At 68.9% G+C, this 16,083-nt stretch carries 14 protein-coding genes and 2 pseudogenes; 7 read left to right on the forward strand and 9 right to left on the reverse strand.

The window, feature by feature from the left end; translation table 11 throughout:
* Positions 1-100: 100 nt before the first annotated feature.
* Positions 101-505: an anti-sigma factor family protein gene (locus tag BTZ20_RS28380; RefSeq protein ID WP_145982354.1), complete on the reverse strand. Its 405-nt coding sequence runs from the start codon at positions 503-505 to the stop codon at positions 101-103.
* A 17-nt stretch (positions 506-522) separates the two neighbouring features.
* Positions 523-1,109 (reverse strand): annotated as a pseudogene (gene sigE, locus BTZ20_RS19150) (RNA polymerase sigma factor SigE).
* Positions 1,110-1,443: 334 nt separating this feature from the next.
* Between sigE and BTZ20_RS19155 the strand changes: the two are divergent.
* The 6 genes and pseudogenes from BTZ20_RS19155 to BTZ20_RS19180 all read left to right on the forward strand — a co-directional run bounded on the left by BTZ20_RS19155 (position 1,444) and on the right by BTZ20_RS19180 (position 7,035).
* Positions 1,444-2,079, forward strand: coding sequence for an O-methyltransferase (locus BTZ20_RS19155; protein WP_189636508.1), 636 nt, complete (start codon positions 1,444-1,446; stop codon positions 2,077-2,079).
* Positions 2,080-2,172: 93 nt separating this feature from the next.
* Entirely contained in the window at positions 2,173-2,877 is a 705-nt protein-coding gene (locus BTZ20_RS19160) for a TetR/AcrR family transcriptional regulator (protein ID WP_077042441.1), read from the forward strand.
* A complete protein-coding gene (locus BTZ20_RS19165) occupies positions 2,874-3,794 on the forward strand; it encodes an ATP-binding cassette domain-containing protein (protein WP_077042442.1) in 921 nt (306 codons plus the stop codon). Before BTZ20_RS19160 ends, BTZ20_RS19165 begins: the two co-directional genes overlap by 4 nt.
* Positions 3,791-5,437, forward strand: a complete 1,647-nt coding sequence (locus BTZ20_RS19170) for an ABC transporter permease (RefSeq protein WP_077042443.1) — start codon at positions 3,791-3,793, stop codon at positions 5,435-5,437. The genes BTZ20_RS19165 and BTZ20_RS19170 overlap by 4 nt, the downstream gene beginning before the upstream one ends.
* Before the next feature lie 102 nt (positions 5,438-5,539).
* Positions 5,540-5,902, forward strand: coding sequence for a WhiB family transcriptional regulator (locus BTZ20_RS19175; protein ID WP_083742964.1), 363 nt, complete (start codon positions 5,540-5,542; stop codon positions 5,900-5,902).
* A 145-nt stretch (positions 5,903-6,047) separates the two neighbouring features.
* A pseudogene (locus tag BTZ20_RS19180) lies at positions 6,048-7,035 on the forward strand (rod shape-determining protein).
* 38 nt (positions 7,036-7,073) lie between these two features.
* On the opposite strand, the gene BTZ20_RS19185 reads toward BTZ20_RS19180, so the two are convergent.
* The 3 genes from BTZ20_RS19185 to glgC form a co-directional block, all read right to left on the reverse strand.
* Entirely contained in the window at positions 7,074-9,899 is a 2,826-nt protein-coding gene (locus tag BTZ20_RS19185) for an FtsW/RodA/SpoVE family cell cycle protein (protein WP_077042444.1), read from the reverse strand.
* A 12-nt stretch (positions 9,900-9,911) separates the two neighbouring features.
* Positions 9,912-11,150, reverse strand: coding sequence for a hypothetical protein (locus tag BTZ20_RS19190; protein WP_077042445.1), 1,239 nt, complete (start codon positions 11,148-11,150; stop codon positions 9,912-9,914).
* Positions 11,151-11,397: 247 nt separating this feature from the next.
* On the reverse strand, positions 11,398-12,612 hold the full coding sequence (glgC, locus tag BTZ20_RS19195; protein ID WP_077042446.1) for a glucose-1-phosphate adenylyltransferase: 1,215 nt from the start codon (positions 12,610-12,612) through the stop codon (positions 11,398-11,400).
* A 74-nt stretch (positions 12,613-12,686) separates the two neighbouring features.
* On the opposite strand from glgC, the gene glgA reads away from it, so the two are divergent.
* A complete protein-coding gene (gene glgA, locus BTZ20_RS19200; protein WP_077042447.1) occupies positions 12,687-13,892 on the forward strand; it encodes a glycogen synthase in 1,206 nt (401 codons plus the stop codon).
* Here the strand turns inward: glgA and BTZ20_RS19205 are convergent.
* The 4 genes from BTZ20_RS19205 to BTZ20_RS19220 form a co-directional block, all read right to left on the reverse strand.
* The gene (locus tag BTZ20_RS19205; RefSeq protein ID WP_077042448.1) at positions 13,865-14,710 is read right to left on the reverse strand and encodes a putative RNA methyltransferase; all 846 of its coding nucleotides are present in this window, start codon (positions 14,708-14,710) and stop codon (positions 13,865-13,867) included. The two genes, glgA and BTZ20_RS19205, sit on opposite strands and share 28 nt — an antisense overlap.
* A gap of 116 nt (positions 14,711-14,826) precedes the next feature.
* Positions 14,827-14,994 (reverse strand): DUF3117 domain-containing protein, encoded by a 168-nt coding sequence (locus BTZ20_RS19210; RefSeq protein WP_003931055.1) that lies wholly within the window; start codon positions 14,992-14,994, stop codon positions 14,827-14,829.
* Between the two features lie 162 nt (positions 14,995-15,156).
* Positions 15,157-15,741, reverse strand: a complete 585-nt coding sequence (locus BTZ20_RS19215) for a DNA-3-methyladenine glycosylase I (protein WP_077042449.1) — start codon at positions 15,739-15,741, stop codon at positions 15,157-15,159.
* Positions 15,738-16,049: a DivIVA domain-containing protein gene (locus tag BTZ20_RS19220; RefSeq protein WP_077042450.1), complete on the reverse strand. Its 312-nt coding sequence runs from the start codon at positions 16,047-16,049 to the stop codon at positions 15,738-15,740. The genes BTZ20_RS19215 and BTZ20_RS19220 overlap by 4 nt, the downstream gene beginning before the upstream one ends.
* Positions 16,050-16,083 lie beyond the last annotated feature (34 nt).

A 16,083-nucleotide genomic window follows, 5' to 3' on the forward strand; every position in this document is an offset into this window, starting at 1 on the left:
TACCCCTCGTTGGCGTCAGTCACGGATCCCAGTATCACCGACGCGGCGCGACGCGGGTTCACCGACGCGGTGCGTCGCATCATCACCGACGCGGTGGCGACTAGCGCCGCCTGCGCCACGACGACGCGAACGAGTACGAGGTGACCATCGCCGCGAGCACGGCGCCTGCCTTGCCGTCGGGACGCCGGAAGCCGGACCGCTCGGCGAAGCGACGACCGCGGCCCTGAGCCGTTGCGTCGACGTCCGGGAGCGGGTTGCACATCGGGATCTGGCTGAGAATGCCGAGAAGCGAACTGGGCATGCTGATCTCGGAGGCCTGGCGGAGCGCGCCGCGCGCGTGGTGCTGGGCGTCGACCTCGGCCGCGCACTCCGGACACACCGACAGGTGCTGCGCGGCCCGCAAGTAGGCGTTCATCTGCAGTTCGCCGTCGACGTACGCCGCAATCGCCTCACTGGCCAGATGTTCGGTAGAGCTGAAGCGGCGCGGTTTCCGGGCCTGCGTCATCCAACCCTCCTGCACGGTCATGCGAATGTCATCTTCCCTGTCCCCGACACCGCGGTCAGATACTCCTTCAGCGCCTGCCGTCCACGATGGATTCGGCTGCGTACGGTACCGAGCTTGACTCCCAGTGTGGCACCGATCTCCTCGTATGACAGGCCTTCGACGTCACAGAGCACCACCGCGGCACGGAACTCGGGGGCCAGCGAGTCCAGCGCGGACTGCAACTCCGGATCGAGCCGGGCATCGTGATAGATCTGCTCGGGATTCGGGCGGTCGGACGGGACCCGCTCGTAGTCCTCGGGCAGCGCCTCCATCTTGATCCGGTTGCGGCGCCGCACCATGTCGAGAAACAGGTTCGTGGTGATCCGGTGCAACCACCCTCGAAGGTGCCCGCCTGGTAGTTCGAGAGCGACCGGAACACCCGGATGAAGGTCTCCTGAGTGAGGTCCTCGGCGTCCTGGGCGTTGCCCGAGAGCCGGTAGGCCAGCCTGTACACCCGGTCGCCGTGCTCACGGACGAGCTCGTCCCATGAAGGCATGCTGGTCTGATCGCCGGTGGCGTCGAAGGCGGCGGTGCCGCTCAGATCGGCGGCGTCGGGGCCGCCCATCGGCACCGACTCGGTGAATTCCGCATCGAAGGCGGGTACGGCGTTGACCATCGAGATTGTGGAAACCTCCTGCTAAGGACAGCTGGTGAGCGAGCACAGGACGATACGAATAAAAGGCACAACCCCCACAATGTCGGGTTTGTTCCCTCGCGTCGGTGTCGTCCGGTACCCCCTTCCGGGGCGGTCAGCGATCTCGTGTGCCCCTACCTTTTCCGATCCAAATGTGTGAGATGTGTGAGCAACCTGAGGTTCAGCTGAGAATCTGCGGGTCAGCGGCCAAAATCACGTGCGCGCCTCGACTCCAGCGCAGCGGGTCGGCTATAACCTCGGATTCGTGCACAACAACGCCGAGCAGCTGCTGGCTCACACCGAGGAATCGGTCCTGGAGGACGCGGTCCTCACGCTCGCACGCGAACGGGCGGAGGATCTCGGCGCGACTCCGGTTCCGCCGTCGGTCGGCGCGCTGTTGAGCCTGTTCACCCAGATGCTCGACGCCAAGACCGTGGTGGAGATCGGGACAGGCGCAGGGGTGAGCGGGTTGTGGCTGCTCGACGGCATGCGTGCCGACGGGGTGCTCACCACCATCGACACCGAGCCGGAGCACCAGCGGGCCGCCAAGGACGCGTTCCGGTCCGGCGAGATCGCGCCCGGCCGAACCCGGCTCATCAACGGCTGGGGCCTTGACGTGCTCCCCCGCCTCGCCGACGCCGCCTACGACCTGGTATTCGTGGACACCTCGCCCGCCGACCACCCGCAGTTCGTCGCCGAGGGGGTTCGACTCCTCCGACCAGGAGGGGTGATCGTCCTGCACAACGCGCTGCTCGGTGGGCGCGTGGCCGACCCAAGCCAGCGCGACGCGACCACACTGGCCGTGCGTGCGGCCGCCAGGGCGATCGCGGAGGACGACCGCTTGACGAAGGTGCTCCTGCCGGTCGGCGACGGCCTGCTCTGCGCGTCGCGTTCGGAGTAGCTGCACAGCCTCCCACCTGCGTCGGCGAATTTTTACGGCGTCTTGACGGGAGACCCTTGCCGAGCAACTGAACGAGTGTTTAATCTACTAAACATGCGTTCAGCAATGGCCGACTCCCCTACCCCCGACCGGGACCTGACCGCCCGTGCGCGGATCCGCGACACGGCGATCCGGGTCTTCGGCGAGCAGGGCTTCGTCACCGGCGTCCGCGCCATCGCGACCGCGGCGGGCGTCTCCCCCGGACTGGTGAATCACCATTTCGGCTCCAAGGAGGGCCTGCGCGCCGAATGCGACGCGCACGTTCTCGAGATCATCCGGGAGCAGAAGGCTCAGGCCATGTCGACGCCCGGCCCAGCGGGCGCGATCGCGGCGCTGAGCGAACTCGAGCAGTACGCGCCGGTCGTCGCGTACATGGTGCGCAGCTTCCAGGCCGGCGGCCGACTCGCGGAGTCCCTCTTCGAACACATGGTGGCCGACACCGAGGAGTACCTCGCGATCGGCGTGCGCTCCGGCAAGCTGCGAGCCAGCCGCGACCCGAAGGCGCGCGCGCGGTACCTCACCCTCAACAACGTCGGCGCGCTGCTGCTCTACCTGCAGATACGAGCGGACCGGGAGGGCACGCTCGACTACGCAACGGCCATCCGCGACCTCTCGGACGAGATCACCCTGCCCGCACTCGAGATGTACGCCGAGGGGATCTTCACCGACTCCTCGCTGCTCGACGCGTTCCTGGCCACCGAGGCCGACGACCCCACCACCCATCCCGACACGGAATCCCCGACCGAGGAGATGCCATGACGACCCCACTGATCGACGTTCGCGACCTGGTCAAGACCTTCGGCCAGATCCGTGCCCTCGACGGCCTCGACCTGCAGGTCGCGCCAGGCGAGGTGCACGGCTTCCTCGGCCCCAACGGCGCGGGCAAATCGACCACCATCCGGGTGCTGCTCGGCAGCCTGCGCGCCACCGCGGGCAGCGCAACGGTTCTGGGCCGCGACCCGTGGCGCGACGCCGTCACCCTGCACCGCGACCTGGCCTACGTGCCGGGCGACGTCACCCTGTGGCCGTCGCTGACCGGCGGCGAGACCATCGACATGCTGGCCCGGATGCGCGGCGGCATCGACGAAGCCAGGCGCTCCGAGCTCATCGAGCGCTTCGACCTCGATCCACGCAAGAAGTCGCGCACCTACTCGAAGGGCAACCGGCAGAAGGTGTCCCTGATCTCGGCGTTGTCGTCCAACGCCCGGCTGCTCCTGCTCGACGAGCCGACCTCCGGCCTGGACCCGCTGATGGAACAGGTCTTCCGCAAGAGTGTCGCCGAGGCGGCCAGCCGCGGCGTCACCGTGCTGCTGTCCAGCCACATCCTGTCCGAAGTCGAGGCGCTGTGCGATCGGGTGACGATCATCCGCGCGGGCAAGACGGTGGAGAGCGGCTCGCTGTCGTCGATGCGACACCTGAGCCGCACCTCGATCAGCGCCGAGCTGACGGGCGACCCGGGCGACCTCAGCAGGCTCGCAGGCGTCGAGGACGTCTCGATCGACGATCACACGCTCCATTGCCAGGTCGACAGCGAGCACCTGGGCGAGCTGATCCGCGTGCTCGGTGATGCCGGGGTGCGCAGCCTGGTCAGCAAGCCGCCGACGCTCGAGGAACTGTTCCTGCGCCATTACCAGGTCGAGGGACCCGAGCACACCGGGGAGAAGGTGTCGGCATGAGCACCGCGACGGTCGCGGGCCCCCGGCATCCGGCCGCGGCGGTCCCGCGCGGGACATCGAATTTCACAGGAACCCTCGGCTTCGTCCGGCTCTTCCTCCGGCGGGACCGGATCGTGCTGCCGTTGTGGGTGCTGCTCCTCTCGCTGCCGCTGGCGCCCGTCTACATGGGCAGCATCGAGAGCATCTACCCCACCGAGTCGGACCGCGCTGCCTTCGCGGCCACCATCATGGGAAGCCCGGCGCAACGCGCCATGTACGGCGAGATCTACAACGACAGCCTTGGCGCCGTCGGCATCTGGAAAGCCGGGATGTTCTACACGCTGATCGCCATCGCGGTGATCCTCACCGTCATCCGGCACACCCGGGCGGAGGAGGAGAGCGGTCGGACGGAGCTACTCGATTCGACCGTCGTCGGCCGGTACGCCGGCCTGACCGCCGCGTTGCTGGTCGCCTTCGGCGCATCGATCGCGACCGGGCTGATCGGCGCGGTGGGACTGCTCGGCACCGACGTGCCGCGCGCAGGCTCGATCGCGTTCGGGCTCGCGCTGGCGGCGTCCGGGATCGTGTTCACCGCGGTCGCCGCCGTCGCGGCGCAGCTGAGCACCAGCGCCCGCACCGCCCGCGGCATCGCCTTTGCCGTCCTTGGCACCGCCTTCGCGCTCCGTGCCGTCGGCGACGCCGGACCGGCCGCGCTGTCCTGGCTGTCGCCGCTGGGCTGGTCGCTGCAGGTGCGCCCGTACGCGGGCGACCGCTGGTGGGTGCTGCTGCTGCACCTGACCACGGCGGTCGCGCTCACCGCGGTGGCGTATGCGCTGCTGCGCAGGCGGGACGTCGGCGCGGGGGTCATCGCCGAGCGTCTGGGCTCGCCAACGGCGACGGGGACGCTGAGCGGCCCGTTCGGCCTTGCCTGGCGGCTGCAGCGCGGCACGGTGATCGCCTGGACTGTCGGGATCGGTCTGTACGCCCTGCTGATCGGCAGCGTCGTACACGGGATCGGCGACGAACTCGGTGGCAGCGACGCGGTACTGGAGATCGTCAGCCGGATCGGCGGAACGCAGGCGCTCGAGGACGCGTTCATCACGATCGCGTTCACCATGCTCGCGGTCGGCGCCGCGGCCCTCGCGATCTCCTCGGCGCTGCGGCTCCACGGCGAGGAGACCGCGCAGCGCGCCGAGTCGGTGACCTCCGGCGCGGTCGGCCGGATCCGATGGGCCGCAAGCCATATCGTCTTCGCCATCGCTGGCCCGGCCGTCGCCCTGCTCGCCGCCGGGCTGGTGGCCGGGGTGACATACGGAATCGCGGCGGGCGATGTCGGAGGGAAGCTACCCGGGGTGCTCGCCACCGGGCTCGTGCAGCTGCCCGCGGTCTGGATGCTGGCGGCCGTGACGGTGCTGCTCTTCGGACTGGTTCCGCGTTTCACCCCGGTGGCGTGGGGCGTGCTGGTGACCTTCGTCGCCCTGTTCCTGCTCGGCTCCATCTCCGGCGTCCCGCAGTGGGTGCTCGACCTCCAACCCTTCAGCCACACACCCAAGTTGCCCGGCGCGGAGTTCGAGGCCACCCCGCTGGTGTGGCTCCTGGCGATCGATGCGGCGCTGCTCGTCGCCGGCCTGATCGCGTTCCGACGACGGGACCTCCGTCAATAGGCACCCTCCCTGGGTCCCGCCGGATCCGTACCGTTACCCAGAGATGGACAGTTGACCAACTTCCGGTTGAACGGCTATCGGAGGGACTGGATCGGGGGCACCATGAGGTCTCGTGATCTGCTCAGACCGCCCCCGATCGGAGTCGGGGGCTCCGCCCCCGCTGACTGCGACCGTCCGCGCCTCGCCCTGCCACACACCTGGGTGGAGCGCGCGCTGTGCCGCGCCGAACACCCCGATCAGATGTTCGTGCGCGGCGCCGCCCAGCGCGAGGCGGCCGCTGCGTGCCGCCGGTGCCCCGTCATCGTCCAGTGCGGCGCCGAGGCCCTCGACAACCGTGTCGAGTTCGGTGTCTGGGGCGGGATGACCGAGCGTCAGCGCCGTGCGCTGCTCAAGCGCCATCCGAACGTCGAGTCGTGGGCCGAGCTGATGAGGTCCTCCGAGCCGGTGCGCGCGACCGCGGGCTAGATCCACACGCCCGCGCCGATGGAGCGACGCCACCGGGTTGGAGCAGATTCGCGAGATCTTTGACGAGTCAGCGCGATATGGACCGAACCTCGGAGCCGCTGCGTACGATCAAACCATCTCGCTGGAACACCTCTCGGAGGCCGACGTGAGCGGACTTGGTATCGATCTCGGAACCACCAACACTGTCGTCGGCACCCCGAAGACGGCATCGTCCTGAACGAGCCATCGTTCATGCTCGTTCGAGAGAAGGATCCGCACCACGCGCTCTCGATCGGCATCGACGCGCGGGACCTCGTAGGCCGCAATCCCGTGGGAGTCACGCCCGTTCGTCCGATGCGCGATGGGGTGATCGTGGACCTCGAGTCGGCCAGGGCATTCGTCACGGCCGTCATCAAGCGCGCGGCCCCGAGCAGGCACTACGGTCTGCGGCCGAAGGGCGTCTTCTCCGTTCCTGCGGGCGCCACCTCGCTCGAGCGTCGGGCACTACTCGAGGTCGGACACGAGGCCGGTCTGCGCAAGGTCGGGCTGATCCCCGAGCCGGTCGCGGGGGCACTCGGCTGCGGGATCAACCCGCTCGAACCCCGCGCCCACCTCGTCGTCGATATCGGCGGCGGCACTTCGGAAGTCACCGCATTCTGTTTCGGCGGCATGCTCTCGCATCGCAGTTGCCGACTCGCGGGGATGAACTGACCAACGCGCTGTCTCACTACTTGCGGACCGAGCACAACATCATCGTCGGCGAGCTCACCGCTGAGCGGGTGAAGGTCGGTGCGCCCGAGACCGCCGAGGGGCAGTCGCTCGTCGTCGAGGGCCGCGACGCCGTGACCGGCCGGGCACGTCTGGTCACGCTCGAGACCGAGGAGATCGTGGATGCGCTGCGGCCGACCGCAATTGGGATTGTGCAGACACTGGCCGAGTGCCTGGAGGACATTCCCGCGCAGGCGATCGGTGACGTGATGTCCGAGGGGCTCCTGGTGCTCGGCGGTGGGTCGATGCTGCGCGGCCTGTCACAGCTGCTCGAAGAGTCCTTCGGGCTCCCGGTGAAGACGGCCGAGCGCCCGCTGACCTGCGTCGCCGAAGGTGCGACTGCTTGTCTCGACCACCCCGAAGTGGTTGCCGCCTACAGCGACTGACCAGCGCGCATCAGGAGCGCCCCGCGGTGGATCAGTGATCAGCGGTTCGGTACCACGGCCCGTGGCGCGAGGTAACGCTCGAGGAGTTTCTTGGCGACGGGCCCGGATGTCGCCGATCCGAAACCACCACCACGGACCAGCACCGAGACCACGATCTCGGGAGCGTCGAAGGGCACCACCGCGGAGAACCAGGCATTGAGGCCTTTCCCTGGCGCCGACGGATCTTCCGCCGTTCCTGTCTTGGCGCCCGCCGCGACCGGCAAGGTGGCAAGCTGCCCGGCGGTACCGGCTGCGGCAGATGCCCGCATCCCCGCTCGCACGGGGCCGAGTTGGTCCGCGAAGGACAGTCGACGAGGCTCGGCGGTAGGAATGGGCAACGCGTCCGGCCCGTACGCCGCAGCCAACTGGGGGGTCACCGTCGAGCCGGTGGCGATGCCCGACGTCCAGCGCGCCAACTGCACAGGAGTCGCACTGACGGTGCCCTGTCCGATACCCATCAGCAGCGTCGATCCCGGATACCAGGTTCCCCCGATGCTGGCGACGTTCTCCGGAGTGCCAAGGAAGCCCGCGGCCTCGCCCGGCAGGTCGATCCCCGACTCCTCGCCCACACCCAACTCTGCGGCGGTCGCCGCGATGCGCTCGGGGCCGAGGAGTTCCGCGAGCTGGTAGAAGTAGACGTTGTCCGACCACTGGATCGCCCCGACCAAGCTGTTCGGTCCCATCGGTTGCCAGTTCGCGAAGGTGTGACCTCCATAGGTGTACGACGCACCGCCTGCGAGTTCGGCGTCCGGCGACAGCACGTTGTACTTCGCGTTCGCCGCCGCGACGACGATCTTGAAGGTCGAGCCCGGCGGTGCCGCGGACTGGTCGGCGTGGTTGAGCATCCGTCCCGGCCCGGGGCCCTCGGTCTGTGCCGCCAGCGCAACCGCGTCGACCGGGGGACCGTAGACGTTGTTGTCGAACCCGGGCACGCTGGCCAGCGTCAGCACCGCCCCCGTGCGGGCGTCCATCACGATCGCCGCACCCATGTCGCCCCCACTGCTGCGCACCGCGTCGGTCAGCGCATCGGTCGCGAGCTGCTGCATCCCCATGTCGAGGTGCAACCGCAGGTCGTGTCCCCGCACCGGGTCCACCCGGTCTCCGGTGGCCACCAGACGCCCGGACGGATCGACGAACATGCACTGCTTGCCGTCGGTGCCTCGGAGCAGCGCGTCGTACTCCTTCTCGAGTCCCGCCTTGCCGACCCGCGATCCGAGGGCGAGGTGCGGCCAGCGTGCCATGTCCTGCGGGTCCGCCATCCCGACATACCCGAGGACGGATGCCAGCGATGCCCCGTGCGGGTAGTGCCTGCGCCCGGTCGGATACACGAGCACCCACGGGAGTTGGGCGTCCACGATTCGCCGAGCCTGCTCGGCGGTGACCCGTCCCAGTACGACCTCCAACTCCTCGCCACCGCTCTCCAGAGTCGCCGCCAGCTGTTCCGGCGTGACGCCGAGCAGCGCGGCCAGTTCGGCGCGCACGGGCCCGTCGTCACGGTCGAACATTCGGGCAACCACCGCGACGGCGTACTCGGGGACGTTGTACGCCAGCGGCTCGCCGTTGCGGTCGAGGATGTGACCACGCTCGGCGGGGAGGCGGATGCACCGCTCCATCTGCACGTCGCTCATCGCGCGCAACTCCGTACCCCGACCGCTCTGCAGCTGCCACGCGAACACCGACAGCACGAGGAGCATCGCCGTGACCGTGACGGCTCCTGCCGACACTCCCCTGGGCAGGCGGCGCCGCCTGGACTCGGTGGCCCACAGGGGACGTGTGACGCCGTCCCTGCGGATCGCGAGCACCAGCCCGATCGCAACGAATCCGACGATTGCGGCCGTGCCCCCGTAGCTGAACAGCGGGATCGGCATGCCGGTGTGCGGCAGGAGCGAGAGGCTCTGAGCGATGGAGACCACGGCCTGCACTCCGAACAGCCCACCGATCCCGGCCGCGACGAGGGCGGCTTCCCTTGTCCTTGCCGTTCGGGCGGCCAGCGCGGCCCGCCACACGATGATCATCGTGGCGACCACTACTGCCAGACCGGCGAACAGACCCCATCCGTACACGAGGCTCGCGAAGGCGAGGTCGTGCTCCGACTCCGGAAGGTACTCGGCCCTCAGGTCGTAAAACGGTTCACGCCCCAGACCGAACCACCCGCCGCTGCCGATCGCGATGTCCGCCTGCAACGCCGCCCACCCCGACCCCTGCGGGTCGGCGTTGCTCGACAGGAACACGTGAATGCGCTCGAGCTGGTAGGGCCGGAGAAACAGCACGGCAAGGGGTAACGACGCGATCCCGAGCGCGAACAGCGGTAACAGGGGCAGCATCGGCACCCTGGCCAGGATCAGCATGAGTATCACGGTCGAGGCGAGCACCACCGCCGTCGACAGGTCGGGCTGCAGCGCGACGAGGCCGATCGGCACACTCGAGATCAGAAGGGCAGCCGCGAACCGGCCGAGGGTGTACCCACCCGCCAAGATCGCCGCGGGGACCATGACCAGTGCCAACTTGGCGAGCTCGGACGGTTGAACGGTGAACAGGCCGAAGTTCAGCCAGCGCTGGGCACCCTTGGTCGCGATCCCGATGAGTGGCACCGCAGCGAGCAGGACGACCGAAGCTGCGTACAACGACCAGCCGAATCGCCGGAGGTTGCTGGTCCGCAGGCGCGATATCGCGTACATCGCACCGAGGCCGATGGCAGCGAAGAGTGCGTGACGGACGGCATCCGTCGTCTTCCCCGTCGAGACCAGGTTGAGCAGGCCGAGAACGACGAGGGTGATCGCCGCCGCGACGAGCCAGGGGTCTGATTCTCGCTTGTGTGCCTGCATACGACCCCCACCTCAACAACGTGCGTTCGCGGCGGGCACGAACACAGGCTCCGACGCGGCGTTCGCCGGGGCGCTGGTCAGCGCGGCGACGGCAAGCGCGGGGGCGGGCGGCAGGACGACCCTGGTGATGCCATACACCTGCTGCCCACCCGGCGGCACGTGCATCGTGACGTCATTGCCGGGAAGGACGGCTCCGGAGCATCGGTCGTACACACTCGAATGCCAGGTCACCGCGCCGAGATTCGCCGCGGGATCGACGTGGACGTCGACCCGGATGGTGCACGGTTGTCCCGTCGCGCATTCCCCGTTGGCGAAGGTGGCGGTGACGAGGGTGATCGGCCCGGCCCTGCCAGGAAGCCCGGTGTCGACCGGACCCGGCTCGGCGGTTCCCTGCGCGGTCGGCGAGGTCGCCTGGTCTGCCTCGGGCGTGGGTGGCGGCGGCGAGACCGGACTGATGTGATTCTGCTCCGACAGGTTCACCGGATGGAGAAGGGCATCCCAGCCGCGGCTCAGCTCCGACCACGCACCTGGCGCCGCCCACACCACCCCGACGAGCAGCAGGATCGATATCAGGCCGAGTACACCCCGGCGACGCGACAGCCGTCTCCGTTTGCGATGCCACGGGTTCCCGACGGGTGGATACCAGCCCTTCGGGGCGAGCGACGATCCGGCCGCAGGGGACGGCGGGCTCTGCGAGTTCGCGGGCTCCGTCACCGCCCGGTCGTCCGAGAGCGCCCGTCCCTTGGTCGCCGAGACGAGCTCCGCGAGCTGGCACCGCGTCCTTCGCACCGTGGACGGGTCGAGCTCCGTTGCGACCGCGCCGCGAACCCTCTGCGCCAGGTCGGCCAGATCTGTTGTTCGGGCGATCGATTCGTCCAACCGGTCGGCGAGCGCGTGATCACGACAGTTCGTCGCGATACTTCGAAGCAGACCCGCCACCGCGTCGTCCACGTCGTGCCACGACTGCGCACTCCCGGTGCAATCGATCGCGAGCTGTCCCCGGTCGGAGACCGTCACCGCGTGGTCCAGGAGGATGGGGTAGCCGTCCCGGCTCCGCACCAGCTCGAGCTGATCGATGACATCGGTGACAAGCAGCGCGGCCTGCGCCGGTGTCAACGTCGCAATCGCGAGCAGCCCGTGGAGAACGACACCACCACCGCGAGCCTCGTTGCCGATTCGCTGCACCGGCTCGAGGCGGGGTTGCGCCGGCTCGCTTCTGCTCACGGAGAGCCCCAGCACTGCTTCGCTCATCGCGCGTCCCGAAACTCTGGGCCCCCGCGCGCGTGTACGACTGACCGGTACGGGTGGCCGGCGGATCTTGGGTTGGTGCGTACTCGCTGTCGAAATCCATTCTGTCTCTGTGCATTCCATTAGACCAGGCAGGCGAGATTCAGGGATTACGGACGAAGATCTCGTTACTCATCCGAGACGCCGCGGCGAACCGGCACACCGAACCGTTACCCGACCGGCCGCGGACGACGCGATTGGGAGAGATGCCCTAGATCCAGACGCCCTTGCCGATCGCGACGACGCCGCCGGGGCTGATCGCAAACCGCTGCCGGTCGCGCTCGAGGTCGACACCGATGATCTCGCCCTCACCGACCACCACGTTCTTGTCCAGGATCGCGTGCCGCACCACCGCGCCCTTGCCGACGCGGACGCCCGGCATCAACACGCTGCCCTCCACGGTGGCACCGTCGTCGACCATCACGTTGGAGCTGAGCACGGAGTTGCGCACGGTCGCGGCGGACAGGATGCAGCCGGCGCCCACCACCGATTCCTGGGCGAGCCCGCCCTGCACGAACTTGGCGGGCGCCAGGTTCTCCGCCGCGCCGCGGATCGGCCAGCGCCGGTTGTAGAGGTTGAACACCGGGTGCACGGACACCAGGTCCATGTGCGCCTCGTAGAACGCGTCGAGGGTGCCGACGTCACGCCAGTACCCGCGGTCCCGGTCGGTGGCGCCGGGCACCACGTTGTCTTTGAAGTCGTAGACATTGGCCATCCCGGCGGCGACAAGCGCGGGGATGATGTCGCCGCCCATGTCGTGGTCGGAGTCCGAGTTCTCCGAGTCGGCGCGGATGGCGTCCACCAGCACCTTCGTGGTGAACACGTAGTTGCCCATCGACGCGAACGTCGCGTTCGGGTCGTCCGGGGTACCGGGCGGATGCGCCGGCTTCTCCAGGAACTGGGTGATCCGGCCCGACTCGTCGCTGTCGATGCAGCCGAACGCGAACGCCTCGCTGCGCGGTACCCGGATCCCGGCCACGGTGACCCCCGCACCCGAGTCGATGTGGTGCTGGACCATCTGCTCGGGATCCATCCGGTACACATGGTCGGCGCCGAACACCACGATGTACTCGGGGTCCTCGTCGTAGACCAGGTTGAGCGACTGGAAGATCGCGTCCGCACTGCCGGTGTACCAGCGCGGGCCGAGCCGCTGCTGCGCCGGGACAGGGGTGATGTACTCCCCCGCGAAACCCGACAGCCGCCACGTCTGCGAGATGTGGCGGTCGAGGGAATGCGACTTGTACTGGGTCAGCACGCAGATCCGGAGATAGCCGGCGTTGACCAGGTTGCTCAGCACGAAGTCGATCAGGCGGTAGGCCCCGCCGAACGGCACCGCCGGCTTGGCCCGGTCAGCGGTCAAGGGGTACAGACGTTTCCCTTCGCCTCCGGCGAGCACGATTCCGAGCACATGCGGCTGGCTCCTCACCCTGTCAACCTATCGGCCGCGCCTGACCCCCGCCAGCGGTAGCCCCAAGTCGGCTCGGCGGCTACGTTTATCGCGTGCGGGTTGCGATGATGACCAGGGAGTACCCCCCGGAGATCTACGGTGGCGCGGGGGTCCATGTCACTGAGCTCGTGGCCCAGCTCACGCGGCTCTGCGATGTCGAGGTGCACTGCATGGGCGAGCCCCGTGAGGGTGCCATCGTGCACCGGCCCGATCCCGCTCTGACAGGCTCGAACCCCGCGCTGACCATGCTGTCGGCGCAGCTGCGGATGGCGCAGGCCGCGGCCGCGGCCGACGTGGTGCACTCGCATACCTGGTACACCGGCCTTGCGGGCCACCTCGCAGGCGAGCTCTACGGGTTGCCGCACATCATGACCGCGCACTCGCTCGAGCCCCGGCGCCCGTGGAAGGCCGAGCAGCTCGGCGGCGGCTACCGCATCTCCTCCTGGTCCGAACGCAACGCGGTCGAGTACGCCGACGCCATCATCGCCGTCAGCGCCGGCATGCGGCTCGACCTGCTCGACGCCTACCCGTTCGTCAATCCGGATCGAGTGCACGTGGTGCGCAACGGGATTGACACCGATGTCTGGTACCCCGACTTCGGCGGCGAACGCCCGACCTCCGTCCTGCGCGATCTGGGCGTCGACCCGGACGCTCCCATCGCGGCGTTCGTCGGCCGGATCACCCGGCAGAAGGGCGTCGGCCACCTGATCGCGGCGGCCCACGACTTCGACCCGGACGTGCAGCTGGTGCTGTGCGCCGGTGCGCCCGACACCGCGGAGATCGCCGAGGAGACCGAGCGGGCGGTCGCGAAGCTGTCCGAGGCACGGCGCAACGTGTTCTGGGTCAGGGAGATGCTGCCCACCGCACAGGTCCGGGAGATTCTTTCCGCGGCAACGGTGTTCGTGTGCCCCTCGGTGTACGAGCCGCTCGGCATCGTGAACCTGGAGGCGATGGCCACCGAGACCGCCGTGGTGGCCTCGGACGTCGGCGGCATTCCCGAGGTGGTCGAGGACGGCGTCACAGGGACGCTGGTGCATTACAACTCCTACGAGCCGGAGGCGTTCGAGCACGCGCTGGCGGCGGCGGTCAACACGGTCGCCTCCGACCGCGACGGCGCGGCCGCGATGGGCCGGGCAGGCCGGGAACGGGCGATCGCCGAGTTCTCCTGGGAGGAGATCGCCAAGCAGACCCTCGCGGTCTACGAGGCCGCGGCCCAGGGCTACGGCGGGCGTCAGCCGGCTGCCGGGACCGGGCGGTAGCTGCTGATCGTGACGGAGGCCGTCACCGTCGAGGTCTCGGGCAACCCGGCGATACGCTGCGCCCGCGCCTCGTCGCCGAGGTGACGCGCCGACGGGCCCATCGCGATCAGGCTGTCGACATCGGTGCGCGAGAGTGTCATCGGGTACTCGACGGCGACCCGGTCAGCCCGCTCGAAGTACCCGGACATGCTGGCGCCGAGGCGCACCGTCTTGTTCTCGTCCACCCGAACCAGGCCGAGCAGGTCCACGAGTTCACGCAGGTGCCGATCCGTCGGGGTCAGCACGATCAGCGTTCCGTCCTGCCGCAGTACCCGGCGCAACTCCGCGGCGTTGCGCGGGGCGAAGATCGACAGCACATGGCTGAGGGCGTGCGCGCGGACCGGCAGCTGGGTCCAGATGTCGGCGACCACCGAGCCGGCCCGGGGATGGCTGCGGGCGAGCCATCGCGCGGCGGCCTTGGAGACGTCGACACCGATACCCCGCGCGGCGGGCAGGGCGTCGAGGACGGCGGCGAGGTAATGCCCGGTACCCGCGCCGACCTCGAGCACCGCCGGGTCCGCCGGGACAGCGGTGGCGCACGCGCGCGCAACCGCGTCCATCAGCGGGTCGAAATGGTGGCCGTCGAGGAATCGGGCACGGGCCGCGATCATCTCGGCGCTGTCGCCGGTGAACTTCGCGGCCCCGGACAGCAGGCTGACGTAGCCCTGCCTGGCGATGTCGAAGCTGTGTCCCTGTTCGCACAGCAGGGTGCGGTCGGCGACGTCCAGTCCGCCGCCGCAGTGTGGGCAGGCGAGCAGCCCGACGACCTCGGCCAGCATCGGTCCGCCTCTCTGTCGATTGCACCGCAAAGACCCCGCGAGCCGAGGTGGCAAGCGGGGCCGTATGCCTGAAGGTCCGAGTCCGGCAAGGGCACCGCACCGAACCTTGCGAGGAGTTAGCTGGTGACGCCCTTCAGCTCGTCTCCGAGCGCGGCGGCTTCTTCCGGGGTCAGCTCGACGACGAGCCGACCTCCACCCTCGAGCGGAACCCGCATGACGATTCCTCGCCCTTCCTTGGTGGCTTCGAGGGGACCGTCACCGGTCCGGGGCTTCATGGCCGCCATTACCTGCTCCCTCCAGATCTGCGCTGACAAGCTCTGCGCCTAGGCTTACCGTCGGTACCCCGACAGCTGTTGTCGGGGATCACATGTGCCATTCTTCCCTATTGCAAGGAATGCCGGGAACCTGAGTCTCGTTTCCGATCGAATGCGGACCGGAAACCGGGCTCAGCGGCGCACCTCCACCCAGCAATCGAGCAGGTGATCGTCGACCATCCCGGTCGCCTGCATCAGGGCATAAGCCGTGGTGGGACCCACAAACTTGAATCCCCGGCGCTTGAGTTCCTTGGCCATCGCCGTCGATTCCGCGGTCACCGCGGGCACCTCGTCGACGGTGCGTAACCGGCTCGGGCGTGGCTCGGGGGCGAACGACCAGAGCAGCGAGTCGAGATCGGTGTCCGTCATCTCGAGCACGGCCCTCGCGTTCGCGGTGCAGGCCTCGATCTTCGCCCGATTGCGGACGATTCCCGGATCGGCGAGCAGTCGCTCGACATCGTCGGCTCCGAACGCGGCAACCGCCTCGACGTCGAACCCCGCGAACGCGGAGCGGAACGCCTCCCGCTTGCGGAGCACGGTGATCCAGGACAGCCCCGATTGGAAGGCCTCCAGGCACAGCCGCTCGAAGAGCTCGTCCCGACCTCGCAGGGGCACACCCCATTCCTGGTCGTGGTAGTCGCGGTAGATCCGCGATCCCGACCCGTCGACCGCCCACGGGCACCTGGTCCGGCCGTCGTAGGACGCGTCCCCGCTCATGGCTTTTCCGGCCCGGAGACCGGCGCCTCGCGCAGGCTCGCCAATTCGCCCCGCAGCGAATCGATCTCGCGACCCAGCCGATCGAGTGCCCAATCCACCTCGGCGGCCTTGTACCCGCGCACGGTCTGCTGGAACCGCAGCGCGCGGACGTCGGCGCCGGTGACGTCCTCGGCCGGGAGCATGGTGGCGGTGGTCCCCGGCGGCAGCGGGGCCATCTCCTCACCGCGTCCGAACACCGCCGAGGCGGCCAGGAACAACAGCCCACCGACCAGCGCCATGATCAGCAGATAGAGCAGCACCGTGAACATGATCCGATCCTGTCACGGCGGTCCGACATGCGCC

It is taken from the genome of Rhodococcus sp. MTM3W5.2, from assembly GCF_001984015.1.
Classification (GTDB): domain Bacteria; phylum Actinomycetota; class Actinomycetes; order Mycobacteriales; family Mycobacteriaceae; genus Rhodococcus_G; species Rhodococcus_G oryzae.